The sequence below is a fragment of the Ciceribacter thiooxidans genome (assembly GCF_014126615.1).
Taxonomy (GTDB): Bacteria; Pseudomonadota; Alphaproteobacteria; order Rhizobiales; family Rhizobiaceae; genus Allorhizobium; species Allorhizobium thiooxidans.
Genome location: NZ_CP059896.1, coordinates 3,502,362 through 3,526,881, shown reverse-complemented (window position 1 = coordinate 3,526,881; position 24,520 = coordinate 3,502,362). Strand labels below are relative to the sequence as shown.

Genomic DNA, 24,520 nt, shown 5'->3' with positions numbered 1-24,520 from the left:
TCCGGCGGAGCTTTCCGCCACCGAAGTGCCCGGAAAACTTGACGCTTGGCCGGTTTCGTGGTGAAGGTCACGCCGACTCTCCTTGATTTTCCGGAAATGCGACAAATGGCTACCGAACGTTACAATCCGCGCGACGCCGAACCTCGTTGGCAGGCGAAATGGTCCGAAGCTGGCGTTTTCGTCACGGACAACAACGACAAGCGCGAGAAATATTACGTGCTAGAGATGTTCCCGTATCCATCGGGACGCATTCACATGGGCCATGTGCGCAACTACGCCATGGGCGATGTTGTCGCCCGCTACAAGCGCGCTCGCGGTTACAACGTCCTGCATCCGATGGGATGGGATGCGTTCGGCATGCCGGCCGAGAACGCGGCAATGCAGAACAAGGTTCATCCGAAGGACTGGACCTATCAGAATATCGCGACGATGCGCGGCCAGCTGAAGTCGATGGGTCTTTCGCTGGACTGGTCCCGTGAATTCGCGACCTGCGACGTCGAATACTACCATCGCCAGCAGTATCTGTTCCTCGACATGATGGAAAAGGGTCTGGTTTACCGCAAGCAGTCGAAGGTCAACTGGGATCCGGTCGACCAGACCGTGCTCGCCAACGAGCAGGTGATCGAAGGCCGCGGCTGGCGTTCTGGTGCTCTCGTCGAACAGCGCGAACTGACGCAGTGGTTCTTCAAGATCACCGACTTCAGCCAGGACCTGCTTGATGCGCTCGACACGCTCGACCAGTGGCCGGAAAAAGTGCGTTTGATGCAGAAGAACTGGATCGGACGTTCGGAAGGCCTGACGCTTCGCTGGGAGATCGCCGGCGCGGCTCCGGACGGGCATTCCGAGATCACGGTCTACACCACACGGCCCGACACGCTGTTCGGCGCTTCCTTCCTGGCAATTGCGGCCGATCACCCCCTGGCCAGGGCCGTCGCCGAAGGCAATGCCGAGATCGCCGCCTTCTGCGAGGAATGCCGCCGGGCCGGCACCTCGCTCGCCGCGCTGGAGACGGCCGAGAAGAAGGGGGTCGATACCGGTATCAAGGTTCGCCATCCCTTCGATCCCGCCTGGGAACTGCCGGTTTACGTCGCCAATTTCGTGCTGATGGAATACGGCACCGGCGCGATCTTCGGATGCCCGTCCGGCGACCAACGTGACCTCGACTTCGCCCGCAAGTATGATCTGCCGGTCGTGCCGGTGGTTATGCCGAAGGACGGCGACGCTACGACCTTCACGGTCGGCGACACCGCCTATGACGGTGACGGCGTGATGATCAATTCGCGCTTTCTCAATGGTCTCGACACGGAGGTCGCCTTCAAGGTGGTGGCAGACCGCCTGTCTTCTACCATGCTGGGCAATTCACCGCAGGGCGAACGCAAGGTGCAGTTCCGCCTGCGCGACTGGGGCATTTCACGCCAGCGCTATTGGGGTTGCCCGATTCCGGTCATCCACTGCGACGACTGCGGTGTCGTATCAGTGCCAAAGAAGGACCTGCCGGTCAGACTGCCGGACGACGTCGCCTTCGACGTCCCTGGCAATCCGCTCGATCGCCATCCGACCTGGCGCCATGTGGCCTGCCCGAAATGCGGGAAGGATGCCCGGCGCGAGACCGACACTATGGATACCTTCGTCGATTCGAGTTGGTATTTCGCCCGCTTTACGGCACCGCACGAGGACCTGCCGACCGTTCCGGCGATCGCCGACCACTGGCTGCCGGTCGACCAGTATATCGGCGGTATCGAACACGCGATCCTGCACCTGCTCTATTCGCGCTTCTTCACCCGAGCAATGCGCGAGACCGGTCACGTGAACCTCAGCGAACCCTTCAAGGGCCTGTTCACCCAGGGTATGGTGGTGCACGAAACCTATAAGCTCGGCTCCGGCGCACAGGGCCAGTGGGTGGCGCCGGCCGACATCCGCGTCGAAGAGGTCGATGGCATCCGTCGCGCCGTTCTGATCGCCACCGGCGAAGAGGTCACGATTGGTTCAATCGAAAAGATGTCCAAGTCGAAGAAGAACGTGGTCGACCCGGACGACATCATCGCCTCCTACGGGGCCGATACCGCGCGCTTCTTTGTGCTTTCAGATTCGCCGCCCGATCGCGACGTCATCTGGTCGGAATCGGGGGTGGAAGGCGCACATCGTTTTGTACAACGAGCATGGCGTCTGATTTCCGAAGCTTCCGAGCAAATGAGCGAGTGTAACGCGAATCCGGCTAAGGAAGGCGACGGGCTCGCCATATCGCAAATCGCGCACAAGACCCTGAAGGCGGTTCAGGCCGACTACGACAAGCTCGCCTTCAATAAGGCTGTCGCACGCATCTACGAGTTCGTGAACGCGCTCGCAACCCCGCTGACGAGAGTAGCAGCCGGTGGTGCCGACAGGGCCTACCTAGCTGCGGTCAAGGACGCGGCGAACATCCTCGTCCACCTGATCGCTCCGATGACACCACACTTGGCAGAAGAGTGCTGGAGAGCGCTCGGCAATGCGGGCATGGTCGCCCAGGCGCCGTGGCCGACATACGATCCTGACCTGGTCACCGAGAACGAAATTGTCCTGCCGGTGCAGATCAACGGAAAGAAGCGCGCGGAATTGACAATCGCTCGCGAGGCGGATCAAATCTCGGTACAGAATGCGGTCCTCGCCCTGGATGCCGTCAAGGTCGCCTTGAACGGGCAGGCGCCGAAGAAGATCATCGTGGTACCTCAGAGGATCGTCAACATTGTCGTCTGAAAGCATCGCTCGTCAGATCCGGAGGATTTTGCTCGGCTTGAGCTTGGCTGTGGGGGTGGCTGGCTGTCAGGTTCGTCCGCTGCATGACGGAGTGCCTGGCAGGGCGGAAAACTTGGGGTCGATCGCCTACTCGCAGGCCGACAGCCGAGTCGGCCAGGAGGTCCGCAATCAATTGATATTTCTGACGGGAGGAGGTGCCGGAGAACCGGCGGCTCCGCAGTACACGGTCGATATGAAGGTCGAGTCGAGGACGATGGGAGTACTTCTCGAGCAATCTTCTGACGTTCCGAAAGCGGGACGGGTGATTGTTTCGGCCGATTATACGCTCACGCGGACCTCGGACGGGACGGTCCTGCGTGCCGGCCGTCGACAGATTGTTGCACCAGTCGACTATCCCGAGCAGGAGTTTGCCAAGCTGCGCGCGATACGCGATGCGGAAGACCGGGGTGCTCATCAGTTGGCCGAGCTTATCCGAGCCGATATCGCGACGATCATTGGGCGCTGAGCAATCGTGCGATGTCGGAGATAAAGTCAGGCGAGTTTGATAGTTTTCTCCAGAAATCGGCCAGGCATTACCGTCTCTTTGTGATCTACGGGCCCGATAGAGGGCTTGTTTCCGAGCGGGCAAGCCAACTTGCGAAGGTCACCGGAGTGGACCTCGAGGATCCCTTCTCGGTCATCCGTCTTGACGTCAGTGACCTTCAGGGGGCTCCAGGACGCCTGATCGACGAAGCAAACGCCTTTGGACTCTTCGGTGGCGGAAAGCTTATCTGGATCAAGGATGCGGCCAACGAAAAGGTATTGGTCGACGGTCTGCAATACCTCAGCGAGAACCCGCCGGAAACGAGCCACGTCATAATAGAGGCTGGAGACCTTAAGAAGGGGGCGTTGCTGCGCAAGACGGCGGAGGCCGCCAGGACAGTGGCGGCAATCGCCTGCTATCAAGACGATGCCCGCCAGTTAAACGCTCTGGTCGACAATGAGCTCGCGTCCGCGGGACTGCGAATCACACCCGCTGCGCGTGAACTGCTGCTCGATCTGCTCGGTGGCGACAGGATCGCTTCACGCAATGAGATCAGGAAACTTGCTCTCTATTGCCTCAACCGGGAGGTCATTGATGAAGAGCACGTGAGGGATATTATCGGAGACGCGAGTAGCATTTCGACCGATGAGGTCGTCGATGCCGTACTGACCGGAGATCCAGACGCCTTTCTTCACGCAGTGCAAAAGATCACGACTTCGAAGACGCCGATATTCCTCGTTCTTCAGTCCTGCCTCAGGCAATTCCAGCAGCTCGATATCATGCGGACGGAGATGGAGGAGCGACGCCTGCAACCGGCTCAGGTTATACAGAGTCTTGGCCGCGGAATACATTTCAGGCGCAAGCCGATCGTGGAGCGAACACTCAGGAACTGGAACTCCACAGACCTCTCGCGCGAGGCGACAAAGCTGCAAGCCGCGATCCTGCAATCACGACAGAAACCGCTCCTGGAAGACAACCTCGCCCTACAAACGCTTCTCTCGACGACGTTGCAGGCCTCGCGCAGAAACAAGCAAAGCCGATAAAGTCTTTCGATCAGCGCCCCTCCAGAAGGCGGCAGATTTCCTCGAGCTGATCCAGCGACTTATAGCCGATCCTGATCTGACCGCCGGCGCCTTTGTGACTGATGGTCACCGAAAGGCCGAGCCGGTCGGAAAGGCTGCGCTCGAGCGCGATGGTATCTGAATCCTTGGCTTCCCGCTGTATCGCCGCCGCGGCCGGATCAGAGTGAGTCCTGATCTGGTTCTGAGCGAGCCGTTCGGCATCGCGCACCGAAAGCCCCTTGGTGGCGATTGCCTTTGCAAGGATCACCGGATCGGGTGTAGACACCAGCGCTCTTGCGTGCCCAGCCGACAGACTTCCCTCGGCCAGCATATCTCGTACTTGGTCGGGTAGTTTCAACAAGCGAAGGCTGTTGGCAACGTGGCTCCGGCTCTTGCCGATGATCTCGCCGAGATCATTCTGAGTGTAACCATGTTCCGCTATCAATTGCTCATAGCCGAGCGCCTCTTCCAACGGATTAAGATCCGCGCGCTGGACGTTTTCGACAATCGCGAGCTCCAAGGCTGTCCGGTCATCGACATCCCTGACGATTACAGGGATTTCCGCCAACCCGGCAAGTTGAGCCGCTCGCCAACGTCTTTCGCCGGCTATTATTTCGTACCGGTCGGCACCGGATGTCCTGACCACGACTGGCTGAACAATCCCGTGCTGGCGGATAGACCCGGCAAGATCCTGCAGCTCCGTCTCATCGAAATATCGACGAGGATTGCGCGGATTGCGCGAAACGAATTCGATCGGGACAGTCCGGTCCGGATTGACGGAAGAGCGAGCGGTTCCGACAGGGAGAGGCTGATCCATCTCGCCGATAAGTGCCGCCAAGCCGCGCCCAAGCCGGCGTTTGGAAAGATCGTCGCTCATACTCGCCTCACCATCTGACAGAACAGAATTACAGCGTCACGCGGCTCGCCGCTGACGCTCACGTTGAATGACCTCGGACGCAAGCTGGAGATAGGCTTGGCTACCCGCGCACTTGAGGTCATAGAGAATTGCGGGTTTTCCATACGAGGGCGCTTCAGAAACACGCACATTGCGGGGAATGAGCGTCGAATAGACCTTCTCACCCAAATGCGTACGCACGTCGGAGACCACCTGCTGGGCCAGGTTATTGCGGGAGTCGAACATCGTCAGGACGATACCCTGGATGTCCAGGGTCGGATTGACGCTGTGACGGACCTGGTTGATCGTCTCCAGCAATTGGCTGAGGCCCTCCAGAGCAAAAAATTCACATTGTAGTGGGACGAGAACGGAATGCGCGGCGGCCATGGCGTTCATCGTAAGAAGATTAAACGACGGAGGACAATCGATTAATATATACGTATAGTCCTGAGCGTCTTTTGCCTGGAGTGCGTTCTTCAGCCTGAAGACCCTGTCTGCAGACTGGGAGATCTCCATCTCCAGCCCCAGAAGGTCGAGCGTCGACGGAACGATGGAGAGATTTGGCACCGCCGTCTGCAAAGCAGCATCCTCTATGCGGCGACTCCCGATCAGCACGTCATAGGATGAATACCTGCGCTCCTTGCGTTCGATTCCGAGACCTGTGCTGGCATTTCCCTGCGGGTCGAGATCGACGATCAACACGCGCTCTCCGATAGCTGCAAGCGCCGTGGCCAAGTTAATTGCAGTTGTCGTCTTCCCTACGCCACCCTTCTGGTTGGCAATGGTAATGATCCGGTTCTTATCGCCAGCCATGTGTTACCTGACTCTGCTCAGATTTTCCGCGTCAAACGGGCGATCTCCAAAATAACGGAGTCCGTCTCTATCGCACTCTGGTGTTGTAGCAGATCAAAAGACCAACGACCATGAGCTTTGTCCACTTCGGTCTGGTAATCCCGCCCTTTGTGAAAGAAGCAATGCAGATCAGGGTTGCGCTCAACCCAGGGAGCTGCGAAATCGAACAGCACATCGAGCACGGCCAGCGCCCTCGCTGATATCGCATCGCAATGCTGGATTTGCCGGTGTGCTTCCTCTATCCGGCAAGCGTGCACACTCCCCCGAGCACCGGTTTCACTGAGGGCCACGCGCAGGAATCCCGCCTTCTTATGATTGCTCTCGACGAGATGGACCCATCCAGCACCTGCTTCCGCCAGTAGAATGGCGGTAATGACGCCCGGAAAGCCCCCACCACTTCCGAGATCAACCCACTGCTTGGGTTCTGGTGAAAGAGCAAAGATCTGTGCACTGTCGGCAATATGACGCGTCCACATATCGCTCTGCGTGGACGCTGCCACGAGGTTGATCGTTCGCGACCATTTTTCGAAGAGTTCCGCAAAGTGACGGAGCCGTTCTAGCGTTTCACGTGAAACACGCAAGCCGATCAGGTCGAAAAGAAGACTCTCTTGCATTGTATTCAACCGACCATCCGGAGTTCTGCGCGTTTGAGATGCGCAATCAACAGAGAAAGCGCGGCAGGGGTCATTCCATCCAGTCTTGACGCCTGAGCGATACTCCACGGACGAGAGGCCTCGAGTTTTTGCCTGAGCTCGTTTGAAAGCCCCGACAGTTGAGAGTAGTCGAAGTTCGCCGGGATCACTCGGCCTTCCTCCCTCCGTACGGCGGCTATATCGGACTCCTGCCGATCGAGATAAACCGAATACGCGGCGTGTATCTCGACCGCCTGCCGAACCTTCGGCTGCCACTCGGGGAGATCACTCCAAACACGGCGCAACACATTCAAGTCCACGCCGGGATAGGAAAGAAGCTCCAAGCCAGTCCGTCGACGTCCATCCTGGTTTATAGCGATGCCAGCCTGCGCGGCGGCGGTTGGAGAAAGTGTCCGTGCCGAAAGCTGCGCCAACGCATCTTCAACTTCACCGCGGTAGGCCGAGAAGCGCCGGACGCGCTCCGCGCCGACACATCCGAGTTCGATTCCGAAAGGGGTCAGTCTCTCGTCGGCATTGTCAACCCGGAGCGTCAGCCTGTACTCCGAGCGAGAGGTAAACATGCGGTAAGGTTCGGCCACTCCCCGGGATGTAAGATCGTCAATCATCACACCGATATAGGAATTCGTCCGGCTCAACACGACGGGCGCAATGCCTCCGGCAACGAGCGCGGCGTTCAGCCCGGCGACGAGCCCTTGAGCACCTGCTTCCTCGTAGCCGGTGGTGCCGTTGATTTGTCCCGCGAGGAACAGACCCGGCATACTCCTCACCTCCAAGGTGGGGTAGAGCTCGGTCGGATCGACATGATCGTATTCAATCGCGTAGCCGGTCTGCAGAATTCGAACTCTCTCAAGACCGGGAATGGAGTGGATCAGAGCGTCCTGGACTTCTTCAGGCAAGGAACTGGAAATACCGTTCGGATACACGGTATTGTCGTCTAACCCCTCCGGCTCAAGGAAAATTTGATGGCCGTCGCGGTCGCCGAATCGCATAATCTTGTCTTCGATCGACGGGCAGTAACGAGGCCCAACCCCTTCGATCTGTCCGGAATACATCGCTGAACGGTAGATGTTCTCCCGAATGAGCGCGTGCGTTCGCTCCGTCGTGCGCGTGATGCCGCAGGTAATCTGCGGATTTGTAATTTTTTCGGTCAGGAAGGAAAATGGAGTCGGATCAGCATCAGCTGCCTGACGCTCGAGCGAGGCCCAGTCAATCGTCGTTCCGTCGAGACGAGCAGGCGTTCCGGTCTTCAGTCGCCCGAGCCGCAAGCCAGCTTTCGCCAATGTCGCACTCAGTCCGACGGACGGATCCTCGCCGAGGCGGCCTGCTGGAATCTTCCTATCTCCAATATGAATGAGCCCGCGCAGGAACGTTCCCGTCGTTAGCACGACCGTGCGAGCGCAAATCCGGCGACCATCCTGAAGAACTACCGATCTTATTTCGGAATCGGAACGTTCTATGTCGAAGACATCGCCTTCGACGATTTCCAGATTATCGAGTGCAAAGAGCGACTCCTGCACAGCGTTTCGATAGAGCTTCCTATCCGCTTGGGTCCGCGGACCCCACACCGCTGGACCTTTACGCCGATTGAGCATCCTAAACTGGATGCCACCCCGGTCTGCGCAACGCCCCATCAGACCGTCGAGGGCATCGATTTCGCGAACCAGATGTCCCTTACCCAAACCACCGATCGCCGGGTTGCACGACATTGTACCAATCGTGTCGCGACGATGCGTGACGAGGGCAGTTCGTGCGCCGATCCGAGCAGCGGCAGCAGCAGCCTCGGAACCGGCATGGCCACCTCCGACAACAACGACATCAAAACACATGTCTCCTACCTTCCGCATCCGCAGATCTCACTTGGGTCTAGATGCCACATGTTTCACGTGAATCACTTGCCGACGCAAAAGTCGGAGAATATTTTACCAAGCATAGCTTCGACGTCGATTTTTCCGGTAATCCTACCTAACGAGTCTGACGCACGCCGGAGGTACTCGGCTCGGAGCTCGAGCCCGATATGGACGCTTTTGATCGCTTCTTCAACGTTCGTAAGCACATCGCGCAAGTGCTGTCTCTGCCGGATCCGGCTCGGAATTGCAAGCGACATCACATCGGTTTTCTGCCGCACCTTCCGGAGGATCACTTGACGCAGTTCCTCCATCCCGGCTCTCTGAACCGAGGATATCATCAAATCATATGTTTGTTTCGGAGAAGAATCGTTTCTAAGGTCGGTCTTCGTACCGATAGTAATCACCGGAACGTTACCGTCGTAGGCCAGTTCGACGGAGCCCGCGGCCGCGCTTGCGTCCTTCAAATGAAGGATGAGATCGGCCTCCGCCATTTTCCCCAAGGCACGACGTATACCCTCCTGCTCAACCGGTTCATTGGTCTCGCGGATGCCCGCTGTATCAAAGAGGTGAACGGCGAAGCCGTCGAGGTCGAGTTCACAGTGGAGAATGTCACGCGTCGTACCAGCGTACTCGGTGACGATCGCGATCTCGCGGTCTGCAAGGGCATTCAAGAGACTTGACTTGCCGACGTTCGGGGAACCGGCGATCACAACCTTGAAGCCGTCTCGGATGATCTCGCCCGCCCTCTCAGCTTCAAGCTGCTTCCTCACCTCTTCGGCAAGCGCACCGAGGTCGGGCCAGACACGGTCCGAGACGCTGCCAGGAATGTCACCTTCGTCTGCGAAGTCGAGCTCTGCCTCGATCATCGCCCTCGCATGAAGCAGCCGCTCACGCCACGCCTCGTAGACCGCCGACAACCGGCCGAAGCTCTGTTCGGCAGCGAGCCGCCGCTGCATCTCGGTTTCCGCGGTGAGTAGATCGGCGAGGCCTTCTATCTCGACCAGGTCGAGTTTACCATTCTCGAAGGCACGTCTCGAGAATTCTCCGGCTTCGGCAATCCTGCATCCCTCAAAGCTCTCCAGCTCTGAAAGCAACGCCGCGACCACCGCCTTTCCACCATGAAGATGGATCTCGGCACAGTCCTCTCCGGTAAAGGATGCCGGGTTTGGAAAGTTGACAACAAGTCCGGTGTCCAGCAGGTGGCCGTCACGGCTCCGGATCGATCTCAAAGCAGCAAAACGGGGTTCTGGGAGCTCTCCAACGAGGGTCCGTAGCACCGAAAAGGTCGCTGGACCACTCAGCCGTACAACGGCGACACCAGCGGGCAGGGCACCGGACGAAAGTGCAAAGATCGTTTCGTCTGAATTAGGGATCATAGACATACCCCAACCGAGCCTCGCCCGCTCGTTCTCACTACCACCCACGGAATCCGGCTAATTACCGGAAACTTTAGGTGTTCATCGAGTCGAAGAAGTCTCCGTTGTTCTTTGTCTGCTTCAACTTGTCGATGAGGAACTCGATGGCATCGGTCGTTCCCATGGGGGCAAGAATACGCCGCAGCACGAAGATCTTCTGGAGATCCTGGCGTGGGACCAACAGGTCTTCCTTGCGTGTGCCGGACTTGAGGATATCCATGGACGGGAAGATACGCTTGTCGGCGACTTTACGATCGAGGACGATTTCCGAATTACCGGTGCCCTTGAACTCTTCGAAGATCACTTCGTCCATACGGCTGCCGGTGTCGATCAGCGCCGTCGCGATAATCGTCAGAGAGCCACCTTCCTCGATGTTGCGCGCCGCGCCGAAGAAACGCTTGGGACGCTGCAACGCGTTCGCGTCGACACCACCGGTCAGAACCTTACCGGAGGACGGAACAACCGTGTTATAAGCACGACCCAGGCGCGTGACCGAATCGAGAAGGATGACGACGTCTCGACCATGCTCGACCAGCCGCTTGGCCTTTTCGATGACCATCTCGGCAACCTGCACGTGGCGAACTGCCGGCTCGTCGAATGTCGAGGAGATAACCTCGCCCCGCACCGAACGCTGCATGTCGGTCACTTCTTCCGGACGTTCATCGATCAGCAGAACGATCAAATAGCATTCCGGATGATTGGCGGTGATGGAGTGCGCGATATTCTGCAAAAGTACCGTTTTACCGGTTCGCGGTGGCGCAACGATCAGTGCGCGCTGGCCTTTACCCAAAGGAGCGACGAGATCAATGACGCGCGCAGACAGGTCCTTTGTCGGCGTCTCGAGTTCCATCTTGAACCGCTCGTTCGGATAAAGCGGCGTCAGGTTATCGAAGTGAACCTTATGGCGGATCTTCTCAGGATCCTCGAAATTAATCGTGTTGACCTTCAGAAGCGCGAAATATCGTTCACCTTCCTTCGGTCCACGAATCGGGCCCTCGACCGTATCGCCAGTCTTCAGAGAGAAGCGACGGATCTGTGAGGGAGAGATATAGATATCATCCGGCCCCGGCAGGTAGTTTGCGTTGGCCGAACGCAAAAACCCGAAGCCATCCTGCAAAACTTCAACGACGCCTTCGCCGATAATCTCTACGTCTTGGGCGGCGAGCATCTTCAAGATCGCAAACATCAGCTCCTGCTTGCGCATCGTGCTGGCGTTCTCGACCTCAAGCGACTCCGCAAAGGTAAGCAGGTCCGTCGGAGATTTGCTCTTGAGTTCTTGTAGCTTCATTTCAGCCATTAAGGGGAACCACGTTTTTGTAGGGGAGGGCGTGCTGATGCTGATCGGTACGGTCTGTGGAGCCGCAAGTGACAGGATGTCACGCACACTGAGGATAGATGGAATTTTCGGGAAAATAGCGATTCAACCTACCCGCCGCAAGCGAAAAGGCGCATCCCGTCCAAAATAAGCCGAAAGGCCGCCGAGCGGCCTAAAAAGGCTTCACGATGACCATGATGACGATGACAACCATCAGAACGGTCGGGACTTCGTTCATCAACCGCCAGAACCGCGCAGTCTTCATGTAGTTACCACCGGCGAAGGCTGCAACGGCACGGGCAAAATATCCATGCACGGCCGACAGCGCAAGCACTGCCGCCAGTTTCACATGAAGCCAACCACCCATAAAGCCGAAACCCTCCCAAGCCAGGTAGAGGCCCAGAATCCAGGCAATCACCATCGCAGGGCGCATGATGATCTTCAGCAGCCGCTGCTCCATGACCGAGAAGGTCTCCGCCTGTTGCGAGCCTAACGGCGCATCCAAATGGTAAATGAACAAACGCGGCATGTAGAGCATTCCCGCCATCCAGGAGATGACGGCGATGACGTGGAGTGCCTTGATCCAAAGATACAATGCCTCCGGCTGCAGGAACACAAGACCTAACGCGGCCAGGCAAAACAGAAAGATGGCCGTCGCAGCCCTCGCAACGACTTTCCGTCCTGACGCCTTCGCTTCTTGCTCCGCCATCAGGTTCCGCTCCCCCGCACTCGGTCGACTAAGGCGGCAACGTTTTCCGGATCGGCCTGAGGAGTGATGCCGTGGCCGAGGTTGAAAATCAGGGGCCCATTTCCGAGTGCGGCCAGGATCGCATCGACACCTTCTGCAAGGGCGTTCCCGCCAGCCACCACGCGCATCGGGTCAAGATTTCCTTGCACCGGTCCGTCCTTCTGCAGTTCCGCGGCAAAGGTGAGAGGCACCGTCCAGTCGAGACCTATGGCATCGGCCCCGGTCTTCCGCCGGTAATCCGCCAACATCAGGCCGGCTCCTTTGGCAAATGCGATGATTTTGGCCGACGGTCTTTGCGCCCTCACCGAAGCGATGATTCGTGCCACGGGTTTGACGCAATAGCGTTCGAACTCATCCTCACCAAGAACGCCAGCCCAAGAATCGAAAATTTGCAGCGCGTCGGCGCCCGCGTCGATCTGCGCCACCAGGTACTCGGCCGAAAGCTCCGCGAGAACAGCCAGCAAGTGTTCAAATGCCTCGGGGTGCTGGTATCCGAATAGCCGCGCCGGCGCTTGATCGGACGTTCCGTGACCAGCGATCATGTAGGTTGCGACAGTCCATGGCGCACCACAGAAGCCCAACAACGTTGTCTCATTAGGGAGTTCCTGCCGCAGCCGACGAACAGTCTCAAAGACCGGCTGGAGATGGCCAAGGAAACCTACCGGCTTCAGCGCACCGATTTCATCAGCCGAAATCGGATCCATCTGCGGACCATGGCCCTCTGAGAAGCGTACATTGCGGTGAAGCGCATCCGGTACCACGAGGATGTCCGAAAAAAGGATCGCTGCATCGAAGCCGTATCTGCGGATCGGCTGCATTGTGACTTCGACGGCAAGGTCAGGCGAATAACAGAGGTCGAGGAAAGTCTTCGCCTGCGCACGCGTTGCCCTGTACTCCGGAAGATAGCGGCCCGCCTGCCGCATGAGCCAGATCGGCGGTGGGTTCACCACTTCACCTCTCAAGACATCCATCACCTTCCGACGAGAGTTGGCCAACGGTCAAACCTTCCAAAAAAAATATGAGATATGAATCTTCTTCTATTTCTAAGAGTCACTGACTATCAAGGATTAAAGCTGGTCCACAACAATACGGTGGCTGCGCGCGATGCCTGAGTGCCAGGGGACAAAAATCCGATCTTCGAACCGGAAAGCTGGGAAAATCGCTTATATCATTAAGCTCCAATAGCTTAGTATGTCTGTGATCATCGGATTGAACTGGATAAGCTGTGGATAACAGAAGCTGCCGTTTTCATATTCCCGTAATTCACATCGCCTTCTGACATCTTTCCTTGTCGGAGCCGATGTGGATAAAAGTGCACTTTTCCCCTTGCCCGGGGACCTCGGCTGTCGCTACCTCTTTTCCTCCCCGGTTTTCAACAGGCGAGCAAGAACAGCGTGGAGAACAGAAAAAACTTCTTCCATCTGCATCTGATTTCTGACTCGACCGGGGAGACTCTGATCTCTGCCGGAAGAGCCGCTGCCGCGCAGTTCAATTCGAGCGTCGCGATCGAACACGTTTATCCGCTCATCCGTAACAAGCGACAGTTGGCGTCGGTACTCGAGACGATCGACCGGGAGCCTGGAATCGTTCTTTATACGGTCGTCGATCGTGAGCTTGCCGACATGCTGGAATCCTGTTGCCGAGAGATGGCACTTCCGACTGTCAATGTCCTTGAACCGGTCATGGCAATCTTCCAGACGTATCTAGGTGCTCCGTCACGCCGACGGGTCGGCGCACAGCACGCTCTTACGGCCGAATACTTCGCCCGTATTGAAGCGCTCAATTTCACCATGGATCATGACGACGGCCAATTGCCCGGCGATTATGACGAGGCGGACGTAGTCCTTGTCGGCATCAGCCGCACTTCGAAGACACCGACCAGCATCTACCTGGCTAACCGTGGCATCAAGACGGCCAACGTGCCTATTGTCTGCGATGTGCCGTTGCCGGAAAGTCTGCTCAACGCCACGAGACCTCTTGTTGTCGGACTGATTGCTACGAGTGACCGGATATCGCAGGTAAGGGGAAATCGCGAGCTCGGGACGACGAACGGCTTTGACCAGCGCGACTATACAGACCGCGCATCAATCGCCGAGGAGCTAAAATATGCGCGTCTGCTCTGTGTTCGTCATAACTGGCCGTTGATCGATGTCACCAGACGGTCAATCGAAGAGACTGCAGCAGCGATCGTTGCTCTGAAGATGAAGCAGCGTTAAGCGATTCCGGCAACAGAGACGGGACGAGATTTATGGCAATAGGACTGGTTCTCGCATCGGCAAGCCCGTCAAGGCGAATGCTGATGAAGAACGCCGGTCTCGATTTCGAGGCGATTCCGGCGGAAATAGACGAGCGTGAGATCGAACGCGGCAATGCAGGCAGATGCCTCGGACCCGCGGAACTGGCTGCGGAGCTCGCTTGCCAGAAAGCGATTGACGTGAGCCAGCGTCTTCCGTCTGCGCTGGTGATCGGTTGCGACCAGACGATGTCGCTCGGAAATCGCATATTTCACAAACCTGCGGATACTGTCGAGGCGAAGGCCAATCTTCTGGTCCTCAGAGGAAAGACGCACCGCTTGAACAGCGCAGTCGCCCTTGCGCGCAACGGCGCGATTCTGTGGTGTGACGTCGACATAGCCGACCTCACGATGCGCGAATTCTCCGATGACTTCCTCGATCTCTATCTCACCAGGACGGCTGAGGCGGTCCTGCGTAGCGTTGGAGCCTACCAACTAGAGGGGGAGGGCATTCAGCTCTTCGAGAGAATAGAGGGAGACTATTTCACCATCTTGGGACTTCCTCTCCTGCCGCTCTTGGCTCAACTCCGGGAACTGGGGGAAATCGATGTCTGATTCACGTGAAACAGGTCGTCACGCTTTTGTGGTTGGCTATCCGGTTAAGCATTCCCGCTCGCCGCTTATCCACGGCTACTGGCTCAGGCAGTTTGGCATCGAGGGGAGTTATCGCACCGTTGAAGTCACCGAAGCGGATTTTCCGGTCTTCCTGGAACGCTTGAGAGACGGTAGCTCCGGTTACAGCGGTGGTAACGTCACCATACCTCATAAGGAGAGGGCGGTGCGACTTGCCGACAGACCGGATGCCCTGAGCGAGGAACTAGGTGCTGCCAACACACTGTGGGTAGAAGATGGACTGGTGCACTCGACGAATACCGACGGACTCGGTTTCCTTGCCAATCTCGACGAGCGTAAACCGGGTTGGGATTGTTTCGACAAAGCTGTCGTCCTCGGTGCGGGCGGTGCGAGCCGAGCGATCATCCAAGCCCTGAGAAATCGAGGTTTCGATGAGATCCATGTCGTCAATCGCACGGTGGAGCGTGCGGAGGAACTGGCGGATCGCTTCGGCAAGAGAGTCTTCGCCCATCCGATGGGAGCGCTCGCCGAAGTCCTTACTGGCGCGGGATTGTTTGTCAACACAACCTCGTTGGGTATGCACGGGACGCCGATCCCGGACTTTCCGTTAGAACGCCTGAAGGCGGACGCGACCGTGACCGACATCGTCTATGTCCCGCTCGTCACACCGCTTTTGCTGCAGGCGGAGCGGCACGGACTGGCGACGGTAGACGGGCTCGGCATGCTTTTGCACCAGGCTGTGCCCGGTTTCGAAAAATGGTTCGGCCGTCTTCCGCAAGTTACACCTGAACTGCGGGCGCTCGTCATTGCCGATATGGAAATGCATGCATGATCGTTATCGGATTGACCGGTTCCATCGGCATGGGCAAGTCGACGACGGCAGCGCTCTTTGCGGAGCAAGGGATTCCCGTCAATGACTCGGATCGTGTTGTCCACGAACTCTACCGTGGAGAGGCGGTGCCGCTGATCGCTGCTGCCTTCCCGGACGTAATTGTCGAGGGTGTGGTCGATAGGACGAAGCTCTCCGAGAATCTGGCGAAGAATCCGGCTAACTTCAAGATCCTTGAGGCGATCGTCCATCCGCTGGTGAGGAGCCGGGAGCAGGACTTCCTGGATAGCGCACGGGATTCTGGTGCCGACATAGTGGTTTTGGACATTCCCCTTCTCTTTGAGACACGGGTCCAGAATCGTGTGGATGTTGTCGTGGTCGTCAGTTGTGATCCGCAGCTACAGAAGGAGCGGGTCCTGAAGCGATCAGGAATGACGGAGGAGAAATTCGACTTGATCCTGGCGCGGCAGGTGCCCGATAAGGAAAAGCGTGCGCAGGCCGACTTTATCATCGATACGGGTCACGGCATCGAATCGGCACGGCGCCAGGTTGGTGAGATTATTTCGACCTTGCGACATTGGTCGCGGGCTGGAGGATAGTGCATGCGGGAAATCGTCTTCGATACGGAAACGACGGGGCTGGAATCCAAGTTCGATCGAGTTATCGAGATCGGCGGGATCGAGCTTCTCAACCATTTTCCGACCGGTCGGAGCTTCCACGTCTATATCAATCCAGGCGACCGCAAGGTTCATCCGGACGCGCTTGCTGTTCACGGTATCAGCGATGATTTTCTGAAGGATAAGCCGCATTTCGCGGAGATCGTCGAGGAACTCCTCGAGTTCTTCGATGGCGCACGGTGGATCGCGCATAATGCGAACTTCGACATCGGCTTCATGAACGCCGAGTTCGATCGACTGGATCGACCGCCGGTGCCGCCCGACATGGTGATCGACACCCTGGCCCTGGCGCGTCGAAAGCACCCGATGGGACCGAACTCGCTTGATGCGCTTTGCCGCCGGTACGGTGTTGACAACTCGCACCGCGCGAAGCACGGGGCACTTCTCGATGCCGAGCTTTTGGCCGAGGTTTACATCGAGATGCTGGGAGGCCGTCAGGCAGCCTTTGGCTTGGTGCAGGCGGAGGAAAAAAAGGCTGTTACGGAGGAAGAAGTCGAGATTGCCGATCATCTGCTTGTGCGAACGACAAAGCTTGCGTCGCGTCTTACCGCCGAAGAAATCGAATCTCACCGCTTGTTGATCGCACGCTTGGGCGAGAAAGCCATCTGGTCGAGATACAGGTCTTAGAGACGTCAGACCTTGATCTACAAAAAAGCCCGGCGAACCGGGCTTTCTCTTTTTGACGTAAAGGCGGTTAGTTCGTCGCCTGCACCTTTGCGCGGGCTTGTTCTTCAGCCACACGCTGCGCGAACATCTGTGCAAAATCGATGGGATCGATCATCAGCGGCGGGAAGCCACCATTGCGCGTTGCATCGGCGATGATCTGGCGTGCGAATGGGAAAAGCAGACGCGGGCACTCGATGAAGAGAACCGGCAGCATGTGTTCCTGCGGGAACCCGGAAATGCGAAAGACGCCGCCGTAAACCAGTTCTGCGGCGAACACCGTTTTGTCACCATCCTTGGCTTCTGCATTCAGCGAAAGCACAACGTCAAAGTCCGAATCCGACAGCGGATTGGCATTGACGTTGACGTTGATGTTGATTGCAGGGGCTCTGTCGCGAGATTGCAGCGAGCGCGGAGCGCCAGGGTTCTCGAATGAGAGATCCTTGATGTACTGAGCCAGAATATTGAGGGAGGGGCTCGCCGTTCCCGTGTCGTCGTTGGCCATTGGGCGTCCTCGTGGCTTTGGATTATCGGGGCCATCTAACACTTCGGGCCCGCGGTTACAACCCTTGCGCCCGGCCGAAACAGCGAGCTTACCGGTCGCCTTCCTTCTTTATATGCCAAGGTGAACTATTGTCTGGCTCACGATGGAAATCGACCTCGTGAAGATCTATCGTTCTTGAATCCTCCCTCTGCGAACTGCCACGCGGCCCGGCGTAGTACTGCTGCCGTGAGGAGAAGAAGACGGTTCGTGCGCCAAGCCGCAACCATACAACCTTGCGTACGAACGGCAGCAGGAGCAGCAGCCCAAGCAGGTCGGTAACAAAGCCTGGAATGATCAGAAGTATGGCTGCTGCAGCAATCATCGCTCCATCAACGAAGGCCTTTCCCGCATCAGTCGTCGCTTGGCCTTCCTCGCGCAGTTTCCGTAGCATTCCAAAGCCGTGAACGCGAAGCAGCATGAGCCCGGTGACAGTCGAAAGGACAATCAAGCCCAGCGTGGTTACCACGCCGACCGCCTGTCCAACAACGATAAAGCCAGCAATCTCGACCAACGGGAGGACGATGAATAACAGTGCCGGAATGCGCATGCCTAACTCTCCTCCGAACCCGCCGATGGCCCCTCGGCACTGGTTCGGGATGACGTGGCGAGCCAAACACTGGCAACGCCATTTGAATGATGGCCTGATGCGGACTATATGGGGATGAAGATTAGAAAATAAACGTCACCGGCGGGATGCGATGGGTTCCAACGACTTTGTAACGCTCTTTTTTCTCGTAGCCGCAGTGCTGATTTTTCTACAGCTGCGCAGCGTGCTCGGCCGGAGGACCGGCAATGAGAAGCCGCCCTTCGAGCCTTACAATCAGCGCGATGTATCACAAGCGCCTGGCGGCGACGATGGAAAGCTGGTGACGTTGCCGCGCCGCGAGGAAGGTGGCGACGAGCGCTTTTCGGCCATCGACGCCTTCGCCAAACCCGGTACTTCGCTCAATGCTTCACTTCGGGATCTGGTGGCCTTCGACGCCGGTTTCAACCCCAAAGAATTCCTCAACGGCGCCAGAATGGCTTACGAGATGATCGTGACTGCCTTTGCCGAGGGAGATCGCAAGACCTTGAAAGGCCTGCTCTCGCGAGAGGTCTACGAGGGTTTCGACAGCGCGATTTCCGAGCGGGAGTCCCGCGGGGAGACGATGAAGTCGACGTTCGTCGGAATCGAAAAGGCCGAAATCAAGCAGGCCGGCATCAAGGACAACGAGGAACAGGTCACCGTTCGCGTGGTCTGCCAACTCATAACTGCGACCTTCGATAAGGATGGAAAGCTAATCGACGGCGACCCCGATGCGGTTAGCGAAGTCAACGATATCTGGACGTTTGCACGCGACATCCGGTCACGCGATCCAAACTGGAAGCTCGTCGCGACCGAATCGGAACAATGAGCGGCAAACTCGAAGGCTTCCGGCTGGCACCTGTCTCGTTCGACGAGATCCCTCGGTGGCGTGAGGACGATCCTTCGCCGCTCTTTGCTGGCCTGAAGGAGTGCGGGCGGTACGTTCGTTCTGTCAAGCCTTACCGCAAGGGCTCGCTGGGTCTCGGTTGCGACGATCTGATGCCACTTCTCGATGGGGTCGAAAAAGCGGCAATCCAAACCAGTGAACTCGCCCGGCAATTTTTCGAAACGAGGTGTCAGCCATTCCGGATTGAGGGGGCGGATGGCAAGCCGGGCCTGGTCACCGCCTTCTACGAACCAGAGGTCAGTGTCTCTTCGAAACGAGACGATGAGTACCTGTACCCGTTCTATCGCCGTCCCTCCGATCTGATCGATATCGACGAAGGGAACCGGCCGGCAAACATGGATCCCTCATATCGCTTCGGATTGCTGCGGGATGGGGCAATTTCAGCCTATCCGGACCGGAGGGCGATTGACCGCGGTTATCTCGACGGACAGAGTCTCGAGATCGCCTGGGCGAAGTCGAAAGTCGACGTCTTCTTCGCCCATGTTCAAGGCGCTGCACGTCTTCGCTACCCGGACGGCGGAACGAAGCGTATCACCTACGACGCGAAGGCAGGCCACCCTTTCTCGGCGATCGGTAAGTTGCTCATCGAGCGTGGCGAGATCGAGCCGGCGAACATCTCGATGCAGTCGATCCGCAGCTGGCTGGCACAGCATCCCGACCAGATCGACGAAGTGTTATGGCATAACCGCTCCTACATATTCTTCCGAGAGGCGGATGTGGACGATCCGGCCCTCGGCCCGATCGCTGCAGCGAAAGTGCCGCTGATCGCCGGACGATCGCTGGCGGTCGATCGGCAGATCCATACCTTCGGCTTTCCCTTTTTTGTCCATTCCGAGACCCTGACGAACATTGACGGTGGCAAGCCGTTCGCGCGGCTTATGCTCGCCCTCGATACTGGCTCCGCGATCGTCGGACCGGCACGTGGTGACATCTTCACCGGTTCGGGTGATGAGGCCGGCGAACTGGCGGGGGCCGTTCGCAACGACGCTGATTTCTACATACTCGTGCCGAAAGAAGCAGCGGCGAGGTACCTCTAGTGTCGGGAAAAGGAAAGCTCAGCGCCGACGATCGAATTCTCTGGGGCAAGGTGGCCCGCACCACGCGACCGCTGCATGGCCGCCTCGAAGATCTGCTGATTTTCGATGAGGAGTTTTCCGAACCGGGGGAGTTGTTCCGGGCTGCGGTCGAGCAGCCTGAGAGCAGTACCGCGCCAACAGCGACCGGAACCGATCGCGAAAAGAAAATTGCCAGCCGTCATCACCCGCTGGAGAGGCCCGTCAAGCGCAAGCTGGCCCGGGGACATCTTGCGCTTGAAGCGCGCATCGATCTTCATGGCCTTATCCAGAGCGAGGCGCATGCAATGCTTCTCGACTTCCTTGTGAGAGCGCATGAGCGTGGCCTGCGACATGTTCTTGTCATTACAGGCAAGGGAAGTTCACGTGGGAGCGACGGCGCGTTGAAGCGGGCCGTTCCGTTGTGGTTCTCGAAGCCCGAATTTCGCCACTTGATCTCATCGTATGAGGTGGCTGCACGCCAGCACGGCGGTGAGGGGGCGTTGTATGTCCGTCTGTCCCGCGCAACCGGGGATCGTCCGTGACACCCTTTGGACAGGCGCTGAGGATGCTTCGCGAGCGAAAAGGTGTTTCGCAAAAAGAGATGGCGGCCGCGATTGGCGTGTCGCCGGCCTACCTGTCGGCGCTCGAGCACGGCAAACGTGGCAGGCCGAATTTCGATCTTCTCCAACGCATCGCCGGCTATTTCAACATTATCTGGGACGAAGCCGAGGAGCTCTTTTCTGTAGCAGGCATGTCCGATCCTCGTGTGGTGCTCGACACGTCAGGCCTTCCTCCGCAATATACCGCTCTCGCGAATACGCTCGCTCACAGGATTCGCTCGCTGCCTCCGAACGTGATAAACGAGTTGAATGACGTCCTAGAAAAAGCCAAATAGCTGCTTAACCCCCGGCTGGCGCCCCTATCCACGGGATTTGGGGTCCTTCACGTTTGGAAGTTTTGCCAAACCACCTATAGTCGACGCGATTGTAGCCGCTGATTCGATGCCGCGGCTCCTATGACTGACTGGAAAGATCGTTGAATGAGTGAGACGCCGGTAACTGAGAACACTGCTTCCGCTGAATACGGGGCAGAGTCGATCAAGGTGCTGAAAGGTCTGGATGCCGTGCGCAAGCGCCCCGGCATGTATATCGGCGACACCGATGACGGTTCCGGTTTGCACCACATGGTTTACGAAGTCGTCGACAACGCGATCGACGAGGCGTTGGCGGGCCATGCCGATATCGTCACTGTCACGCTGAACGCGGATGGCTCTGTTACCGTCACGGATAATGGTCGTGGAATTCCGACGGACATTCACCCGTCGGAAGGGGTGTCCGCCGCCGAAGTGATCATGACGCAGCTCCATGCCGGCGGCAAGTTCGACCAGAACTCTTACAAGGTCTCGGGCGGTCTTCACGGGGTCGGTGTTTCGGTCGTCAATGCCCTGTCGACCAAGCTGGTACTCAAGATCCGCCGTGGCGGCAAGATTCACGAAATCTGCTTTACGCACGGTGTCGCCGACGCTCCGCTCCGGGTCAGTGGCGAGTACGAAGGTCGATCGGGCACAGAGGTTACGTTCCTGCCGAGTCCGGAGACGTTCACCAATATCGAATTCGAGTACAGCACGCTGGAACACCGGCTTCGCGAACTGGCGTTCCTCAATTCCGGTGTCCGTATCCTGCTGACCGACAAGCGCAAATCCGATGTCCGCCAGGAAGAGATGATCTATGACGGAGGCCTGGAAGCCTTTGTCCGCTATCTCGACCGCTCAAAGAAGCCACTGGTGGAACAGCCGGTTGCCATTAGGGGTGAAAAGGACGGCATCACCGTCGAAGTCGCCATGTGGTGGAACGACAGCTATCACGAGAACGTCCTCTGCTTCACGAACAATATTCCGCAGCGGGATGGCGGTACGCACATGGCCGGTTTCCGCGGGGCACTGACCCGTCAGATCGTCTCGTATGCCGATAGTTCCGGGATCATGAAGAAGGAGAAGGTGACGTTGACCGGCGACGATTGTCGCGAAGGACTGACTGCAGTTCTTTCGGTAAAGGTCCCGGATCCGAAGTTCTCCTCGCAAACAAAGGACAAGCTCGTCTCGTCCGAGGTCCGCCCTGTGGTCGAAAGCCTCGTCAACGAAGCCCTCAGCACGTGGCTCGAGGAGCATCCGGGTGATGCTAAGATTCTGGTCGGCAAGGTCGTCGAGGCAGCTGCGGCTCGCGAGGCCGCGCGCAAGGCGCGTGAATTGACCCGCCGCAAGGGTGCATTGGACATCGCATCGTTGCCGGGCAAGCTTGCCGACTGTTCGGAGCGTGATCCGTCCAAATCCGAACTCTTCCTTGTCGAGGGCGATTCCGCAGGTGGATCAGCAAAACAGGGACGCTCACGCGAGACACAGGCTATCCTGCCCCTGCGCGGTAAGATCCTGAACGTCGAGCGTGCGCGTTTCGACAAGATGCTGTCGAGCCAGGAAATCGGAACGTTGATCACGGCGCTCGGCACGTCGATCGGCAAGGATGAGTTCAACGCAGACAAGCTGCGTTATCACAAGATCATCATCATGACCGATGCCGATGTCGACGGCGCCCACATCCGCACGCTTCTGCTGACTTTCTTCTTCCGCCAGATGCCGGAACTGATCGAGCGCGGCCACCTCTACATTGCGCAGCCGCCGCTCTATAAAGTGACTCGCGGCAAGTCGGTTCAATACCTGAAGGACGAAAAAGCGCTCGAAGATTACCTCATCACGATGGGTCTCGAGGATGCGCGACTTACGCTCGGCAGCGGCGAGGTTCGTGCGGCTTCCGATCTTCGCGAGGTCATTCAGGACGCTCTGCGGTTGCGGTCTCTGATCGAGGGTCTGCACTCCCGCTACAACCGTAACGTGATCGAGCAGGCGGCAATTGCGGGGGCACTTAACCCGGAACTGACGGGGAATCGCGAACGCGCGGAACAGACCGCAGCGGAAGTTGCACGTCGGCTCGATCTGATCGCTGAGGAGACGGAGCGCGGCTGGACCGGCCATGTAACCGATGAAGGCGGACTGCGTTTCGAGCGAATGGTCCGCGGTGTTAAAGAAGCGGCTTTCGTCGATGTCGCCCTCATCGGCTCGGCCGACGCGCGTCACATCGACCAGCTGTCAGCGAGGCTGCGGGAAGTTTACGGCGTTCCGCCCGTACTTTCCAGAAAGGATGGACAGCAGGAGATGTCGGGTCCTCGTGCCTTGCTCGATGCCATCTTTGCGGCCGGCCGAAAAGGTCTTTCGATGCAGCGTTATAAAGGCCTCGGCGAAATGAACGCCGAGCAGCTCTGGGAAACGACGCTCGATCCGAACGTCCGTTCGCTGCTTCAGGTGAAGGTCACCGATGCGACCGACGCCGATGGACTGTTCTCGCGCTTGATGGGTGACGAGGTCGAGCCCCGACGCGAGTTTATCCAGGACAATGCACTGAGCGTCGCCAATCTCGACATCTGATAGGAGCGTGAATCATCGGTTAACGATGATTCACGTGAAACAATTTCGGCGTCATGTGGACTGAAACAGACCTTCAAAGGCCACGGCGCTGAGCGGTTTGCGGTTGCTCGGGATCTCTCGTGCCTGCAGGTTTTCCGGCAGCAGGTTTTTGTCGGCGAGTCTGCCGATCGCGACGGCAGCTTCCGCGCGGTAACCCGGCGGAACTTTGAGAACGTCGATCGCCCTGTCGAAATCGACTCCGCCCATACCGTGCGCGTAATAGCCGGAGTACACGGCCTGAAGAGCCAGCATCGCCCACGCTGCTCCGGCATCGAAGCTATGGCTGCGGAAAGGCTTCGGTTCGGAGCCATCGTCCTTTCGGTTCAGCATGTCCGAGAAGATGATGATGAGGGCGGAGGCGGACTTCGCCCAGACTTGATTTGACTCAGCCAGGACAGAGAGAATCCTGTCGAAGCCGTCAGTGCCACGCAGCGCGTAGACGAAGCGCCACGGCTGATAGTTCGAAGCAGAAGGTGCCCAGTGGGCAGCCTCGAGCATGGTAAGTAGTGTCTCTTTCGGTATGGGCTCCCCCGAAAAGCTGCGGGGCGACCAACGGTCGAGAAAGAGGGGATTGATGTCTAAATCGGAGTGCCGATGATTGCTGCTCGTCATGAAATTCTCTCGTCCCGATCCTGTTGGTTGGTGAACGTCTACGATCCGGTAATGGCGTCCGATCATCGGGCGTCATTCGACTGCGCGCAAGCAAAAGGTCATCCGAGAACCGCCTTGATGTTGCCCTGCGAGGGTGTTTTTTGCGCGGCAACAAATTCGTTACTTATGCAGTGAACTCTGATAATTCTTCTACCTAAGCCGTCGGCACATCCGGCGTTCGACGATCACCGAAAGGCAAGAGCGCTC

24 protein-coding genes are annotated in these 24,520 nt (G+C 57.8%); 13 read left to right on the top strand and 11 right to left on the bottom strand.

The window, feature by feature from the left end:
• Positions 1-105 precede the first annotated feature (105 nt).
• Genes leuS through holA form a run of 3 tightly spaced genes read left to right on the top strand, consistent with a single transcriptional unit; the run spans position 106 to position 4,299 of the window.
• Positions 106-2,733: a leucine--tRNA ligase gene (gene leuS, locus H4I97_RS17455; RefSeq protein WP_182305854.1), complete on the top strand. Its 2,628-nt coding sequence runs from the start codon at positions 106-108 to the stop codon at positions 2,731-2,733.
• Positions 2,723-3,238, top strand: a complete 516-nt coding sequence (locus H4I97_RS17450) for an LPS assembly lipoprotein LptE (protein WP_182305853.1) — start codon at positions 2,723-2,725, stop codon at positions 3,236-3,238. The genes leuS and H4I97_RS17450 overlap by 11 nt, the downstream gene beginning before the upstream one ends.
• Positions 3,239-3,249: 11 nt before the next feature.
• Entirely contained in the window at positions 3,250-4,299 is a 1,050-nt protein-coding gene (gene holA / locus H4I97_RS17445) for a DNA polymerase III subunit delta (protein WP_182305852.1), read from the top strand.
• 10 nt (positions 4,300-4,309) lie between these two features.
• Here holA and H4I97_RS17440 read toward each other — a convergent pair whose 3' ends face one another.
• The 8 genes from H4I97_RS17440 to hemE form a co-directional block, all read right to left on the bottom strand.
• On the bottom strand, positions 4,310-5,194 hold the full coding sequence (locus H4I97_RS17440; RefSeq protein WP_182305851.1) for a ParB/RepB/Spo0J family partition protein: 885 nt from the start codon (positions 5,192-5,194) through the stop codon (positions 4,310-4,312).
• Between the two features lie 36 nt (positions 5,195-5,230).
• Positions 5,231-6,025, bottom strand: a complete 795-nt coding sequence (locus H4I97_RS17435) for a ParA family protein (protein WP_182305850.1) — start codon at positions 6,023-6,025, stop codon at positions 5,231-5,233.
• Positions 6,026-6,042: 17 nt separating this feature from the next.
• Positions 6,043-6,678, bottom strand: a complete 636-nt coding sequence (gene rsmG / locus H4I97_RS17430) for a 16S rRNA (guanine(527)-N(7))-methyltransferase RsmG (RefSeq protein ID WP_182305849.1) — start codon at positions 6,676-6,678, stop codon at positions 6,043-6,045.
• A gap of 5 nt (positions 6,679-6,683) precedes the next feature.
• Positions 6,684-8,543, bottom strand: a complete 1,860-nt coding sequence (gene mnmG / locus H4I97_RS17425) for a tRNA uridine-5-carboxymethylaminomethyl(34) synthesis enzyme MnmG (protein WP_182305848.1) — start codon at positions 8,541-8,543, stop codon at positions 6,684-6,686.
• A 62-nt stretch (positions 8,544-8,605) separates the two neighbouring features.
• Positions 8,606-9,946, bottom strand: a complete 1,341-nt coding sequence (gene mnmE / locus H4I97_RS17420; protein WP_342344128.1) for a tRNA uridine-5-carboxymethylaminomethyl(34) synthesis GTPase MnmE — start codon at positions 9,944-9,946, stop codon at positions 8,606-8,608.
• Positions 9,947-10,013: 67 nt separating this feature from the next.
• Positions 10,014-11,276 (bottom strand): transcription termination factor Rho, encoded by a 1,263-nt coding sequence (gene rho / locus H4I97_RS17415; RefSeq protein ID WP_129334076.1) that lies wholly within the window; start codon positions 11,274-11,276, stop codon positions 10,014-10,016.
• Positions 11,277-11,466: 190 nt separating this feature from the next.
• Positions 11,467-12,003, bottom strand: coding sequence for a protoporphyrinogen oxidase HemJ (gene hemJ / locus H4I97_RS17410; RefSeq protein WP_182305847.1), 537 nt, complete (start codon positions 12,001-12,003; stop codon positions 11,467-11,469).
• On the bottom strand, positions 12,003-13,037 hold the full coding sequence (gene hemE / locus H4I97_RS17405; RefSeq protein ID WP_182305846.1) for a uroporphyrinogen decarboxylase: 1,035 nt from the start codon (positions 13,035-13,037) through the stop codon (positions 12,003-12,005). Before hemE ends, hemJ begins: the two co-directional genes overlap by 1 nt.
• A 399-nt stretch (positions 13,038-13,436) precedes the next feature.
• On the opposite strand from hemE, the gene H4I97_RS17400 reads away from it, so the two are divergent.
• From H4I97_RS17400 to dnaQ, 5 genes are read left to right on the top strand one after another with little or no spacing between them, the layout of a single operon-like run.
• Positions 13,437-14,258: a pyruvate, water dikinase regulatory protein gene (locus H4I97_RS17400; RefSeq protein WP_182305845.1), complete on the top strand. Its 822-nt coding sequence runs from the start codon at positions 13,437-13,439 to the stop codon at positions 14,256-14,258.
• 32 nt (positions 14,259-14,290) lie between these two features.
• Positions 14,291-14,890, top strand: a complete 600-nt coding sequence (locus tag H4I97_RS17395; RefSeq protein ID WP_182305844.1) for a Maf-like protein — start codon at positions 14,291-14,293, stop codon at positions 14,888-14,890.
• A complete protein-coding gene (locus tag H4I97_RS17390) occupies positions 14,883-15,740 on the top strand; it encodes a shikimate dehydrogenase (protein ID WP_182305843.1) in 858 nt (285 codons plus the stop codon). The genes H4I97_RS17395 and H4I97_RS17390 overlap by 8 nt, the downstream gene beginning before the upstream one ends.
• On the top strand, positions 15,737-16,336 hold the full coding sequence (coaE, locus tag H4I97_RS17385) for a dephospho-CoA kinase (RefSeq protein WP_182305842.1): 600 nt from the start codon (positions 15,737-15,739) through the stop codon (positions 16,334-16,336). Before H4I97_RS17390 ends, coaE begins: the two co-directional genes overlap by 4 nt.
• Before the next feature lie 3 nt (positions 16,337-16,339).
• Positions 16,340-17,041 (top strand): DNA polymerase III subunit epsilon, encoded by a 702-nt coding sequence (gene dnaQ / locus H4I97_RS17380; RefSeq protein WP_182305841.1) that lies wholly within the window; start codon positions 16,340-16,342, stop codon positions 17,039-17,041.
• 67 nt (positions 17,042-17,108) lie between these two features.
• Here the strand turns inward: dnaQ and secB are convergent, their stop codons facing one another.
• Together secB and H4I97_RS17370 are read right to left on the bottom strand one after the other, a co-directional pair.
• Positions 17,109-17,582: a protein-export chaperone SecB gene (gene secB / locus H4I97_RS17375; RefSeq protein WP_182305840.1), complete on the bottom strand. Its 474-nt coding sequence runs from the start codon at positions 17,580-17,582 to the stop codon at positions 17,109-17,111.
• Between the two features lie 88 nt (positions 17,583-17,670).
• Positions 17,671-18,168, bottom strand: a complete 498-nt coding sequence (locus H4I97_RS17370; RefSeq protein ID WP_182305839.1) for an FxsA family protein — start codon at positions 18,166-18,168, stop codon at positions 17,671-17,673.
• A 151-nt stretch (positions 18,169-18,319) separates the two neighbouring features.
• On the opposite strand from H4I97_RS17370, the gene H4I97_RS17365 reads away from it, so the two are divergent.
• From H4I97_RS17365 to gyrB, 5 genes are all read left to right on the top strand, one after another.
• The gene (locus H4I97_RS17365; protein ID WP_182305838.1) at positions 18,320-19,015 is read left to right on the top strand and encodes a Tim44/TimA family putative adaptor protein; all 696 of its coding nucleotides are present in this window, start codon (positions 18,320-18,322) and stop codon (positions 19,013-19,015) included.
• The gene (gene mltA / locus H4I97_RS17360) at positions 19,012-20,130 is read left to right on the top strand and encodes a murein transglycosylase A (protein WP_182305837.1); all 1,119 of its coding nucleotides are present in this window, start codon (positions 19,012-19,014) and stop codon (positions 20,128-20,130) included. Before H4I97_RS17365 ends, mltA begins: the two co-directional genes overlap by 4 nt.
• Positions 20,130-20,690, top strand: coding sequence for a Smr/MutS family protein (locus H4I97_RS17355; RefSeq protein ID WP_182305836.1), 561 nt, complete (start codon positions 20,130-20,132; stop codon positions 20,688-20,690). Before mltA ends, H4I97_RS17355 begins: the two co-directional genes overlap by 1 nt.
• Positions 20,687-21,043 carry a helix-turn-helix domain-containing protein gene (locus H4I97_RS17350; protein ID WP_182305835.1) on the top strand — a complete coding sequence of 119 codons (357 nt, stop codon included), beginning with the start codon at positions 20,687-20,689 and terminating at the stop codon, positions 21,041-21,043. Before H4I97_RS17355 ends, H4I97_RS17350 begins: the two co-directional genes overlap by 4 nt.
• 144 nt (positions 21,044-21,187) lie before the next feature.
• Positions 21,188-23,623 carry a DNA topoisomerase (ATP-hydrolyzing) subunit B gene (gene gyrB, locus H4I97_RS17345; protein WP_182305834.1) on the top strand — a complete coding sequence of 812 codons (2,436 nt, stop codon included), beginning with the start codon at positions 21,188-21,190 and terminating at the stop codon, positions 23,621-23,623.
• Between the two features lie 51 nt (positions 23,624-23,674).
• Here the strand turns inward: gyrB and H4I97_RS17340 are convergent, their stop codons facing one another.
• Positions 23,675-24,274, bottom strand: coding sequence for a nitroreductase family protein (locus H4I97_RS17340; protein ID WP_182305833.1), 600 nt, complete (start codon positions 24,272-24,274; stop codon positions 23,675-23,677).
• Positions 24,275-24,520: the final 246 nt, after the last annotated feature.

What these genes read in the sequence shown, in the direction of transcription:
- H4I97_RS17340 (WP_182305833.1), bottom strand. Translation starts at nt 24,274, where the DNA reads ATGACGAGCAGCAATCATCGGCACTCCGATTTAGACATCAATCCCCTC.
- hemJ (WP_182305847.1), bottom strand. Translation starts at nt 12,003, where the DNA reads ATGGCGGAGCAAGAAGCGAAGGCGTCAGGACGGAAAGTCGTTGCGAGG.
- mnmE (WP_342344128.1), bottom strand. Translation starts at nt 9,946, where the DNA reads ATGTCTATGATCCCTAATTCAGACGAAACGATCTTTGCACTTTCGTCC.
- rho (WP_129334076.1), bottom strand. Translation starts at nt 11,276, where the DNA reads ATGGCTGAAATGAAGCTACAAGAACTCAAGAGCAAATCTCCGACGGAC.
- gyrB (WP_182305834.1), top strand. Translation starts at nt 21,188, where the DNA reads ATGAGTGAGACGCCGGTAACTGAGAACACTGCTTCCGCTGAATACGGG.
- mltA (WP_182305837.1), top strand. Translation starts at nt 19,012, where the DNA reads ATGAGCGGCAAACTCGAAGGCTTCCGGCTGGCACCTGTCTCGTTCGAC.
- holA (WP_182305852.1), top strand. Translation starts at nt 3,250, where the DNA reads ATGTCGGAGATAAAGTCAGGCGAGTTTGATAGTTTTCTCCAGAAATCG.
- H4I97_RS17370 (WP_182305839.1), bottom strand. Translation starts at nt 18,168, where the DNA reads ATGCGCATTCCGGCACTGTTATTCATCGTCCTCCCGTTGGTCGAGATT.
- H4I97_RS17435 (WP_182305850.1), bottom strand. Translation starts at nt 6,025, where the DNA reads ATGGCTGGCGATAAGAACCGGATCATTACCATTGCCAACCAGAAGGGT.
- dnaQ (WP_182305841.1), top strand. Translation starts at nt 16,340, where the DNA reads ATGCGGGAAATCGTCTTCGATACGGAAACGACGGGGCTGGAATCCAAG.
- coaE (WP_182305842.1), top strand. Translation starts at nt 15,737, where the DNA reads ATGATCGTTATCGGATTGACCGGTTCCATCGGCATGGGCAAGTCGACG.
- rsmG (WP_182305849.1), bottom strand. Translation starts at nt 6,678, where the DNA reads ATGCAAGAGAGTCTTCTTTTCGACCTGATCGGCTTGCGTGTTTCACGT.
- mnmG (WP_182305848.1), bottom strand. Translation starts at nt 8,543, where the DNA reads ATGTGTTTTGATGTCGTTGTTGTCGGAGGTGGCCATGCCGGTTCCGAG.
- leuS (WP_182305854.1), top strand. Translation starts at nt 106, where the DNA reads ATGGCTACCGAACGTTACAATCCGCGCGACGCCGAACCTCGTTGGCAG.
- H4I97_RS17390 (WP_182305843.1), top strand. Translation starts at nt 14,883, where the DNA reads ATGTCTGATTCACGTGAAACAGGTCGTCACGCTTTTGTGGTTGGCTAT.
- H4I97_RS17365 (WP_182305838.1), top strand. Translation starts at nt 18,320, where the DNA reads ATGGGTTCCAACGACTTTGTAACGCTCTTTTTTCTCGTAGCCGCAGTG.
- H4I97_RS17440 (WP_182305851.1), bottom strand. Translation starts at nt 5,194, where the DNA reads ATGAGCGACGATCTTTCCAAACGCCGGCTTGGGCGCGGCTTGGCGGCA.
- H4I97_RS17395 (WP_182305844.1), top strand. Translation starts at nt 14,291, where the DNA reads ATGGCAATAGGACTGGTTCTCGCATCGGCAAGCCCGTCAAGGCGAATG.
- secB (WP_182305840.1), bottom strand. Translation starts at nt 17,582, where the DNA reads ATGGCCAACGACGACACGGGAACGGCGAGCCCCTCCCTCAATATTCTG.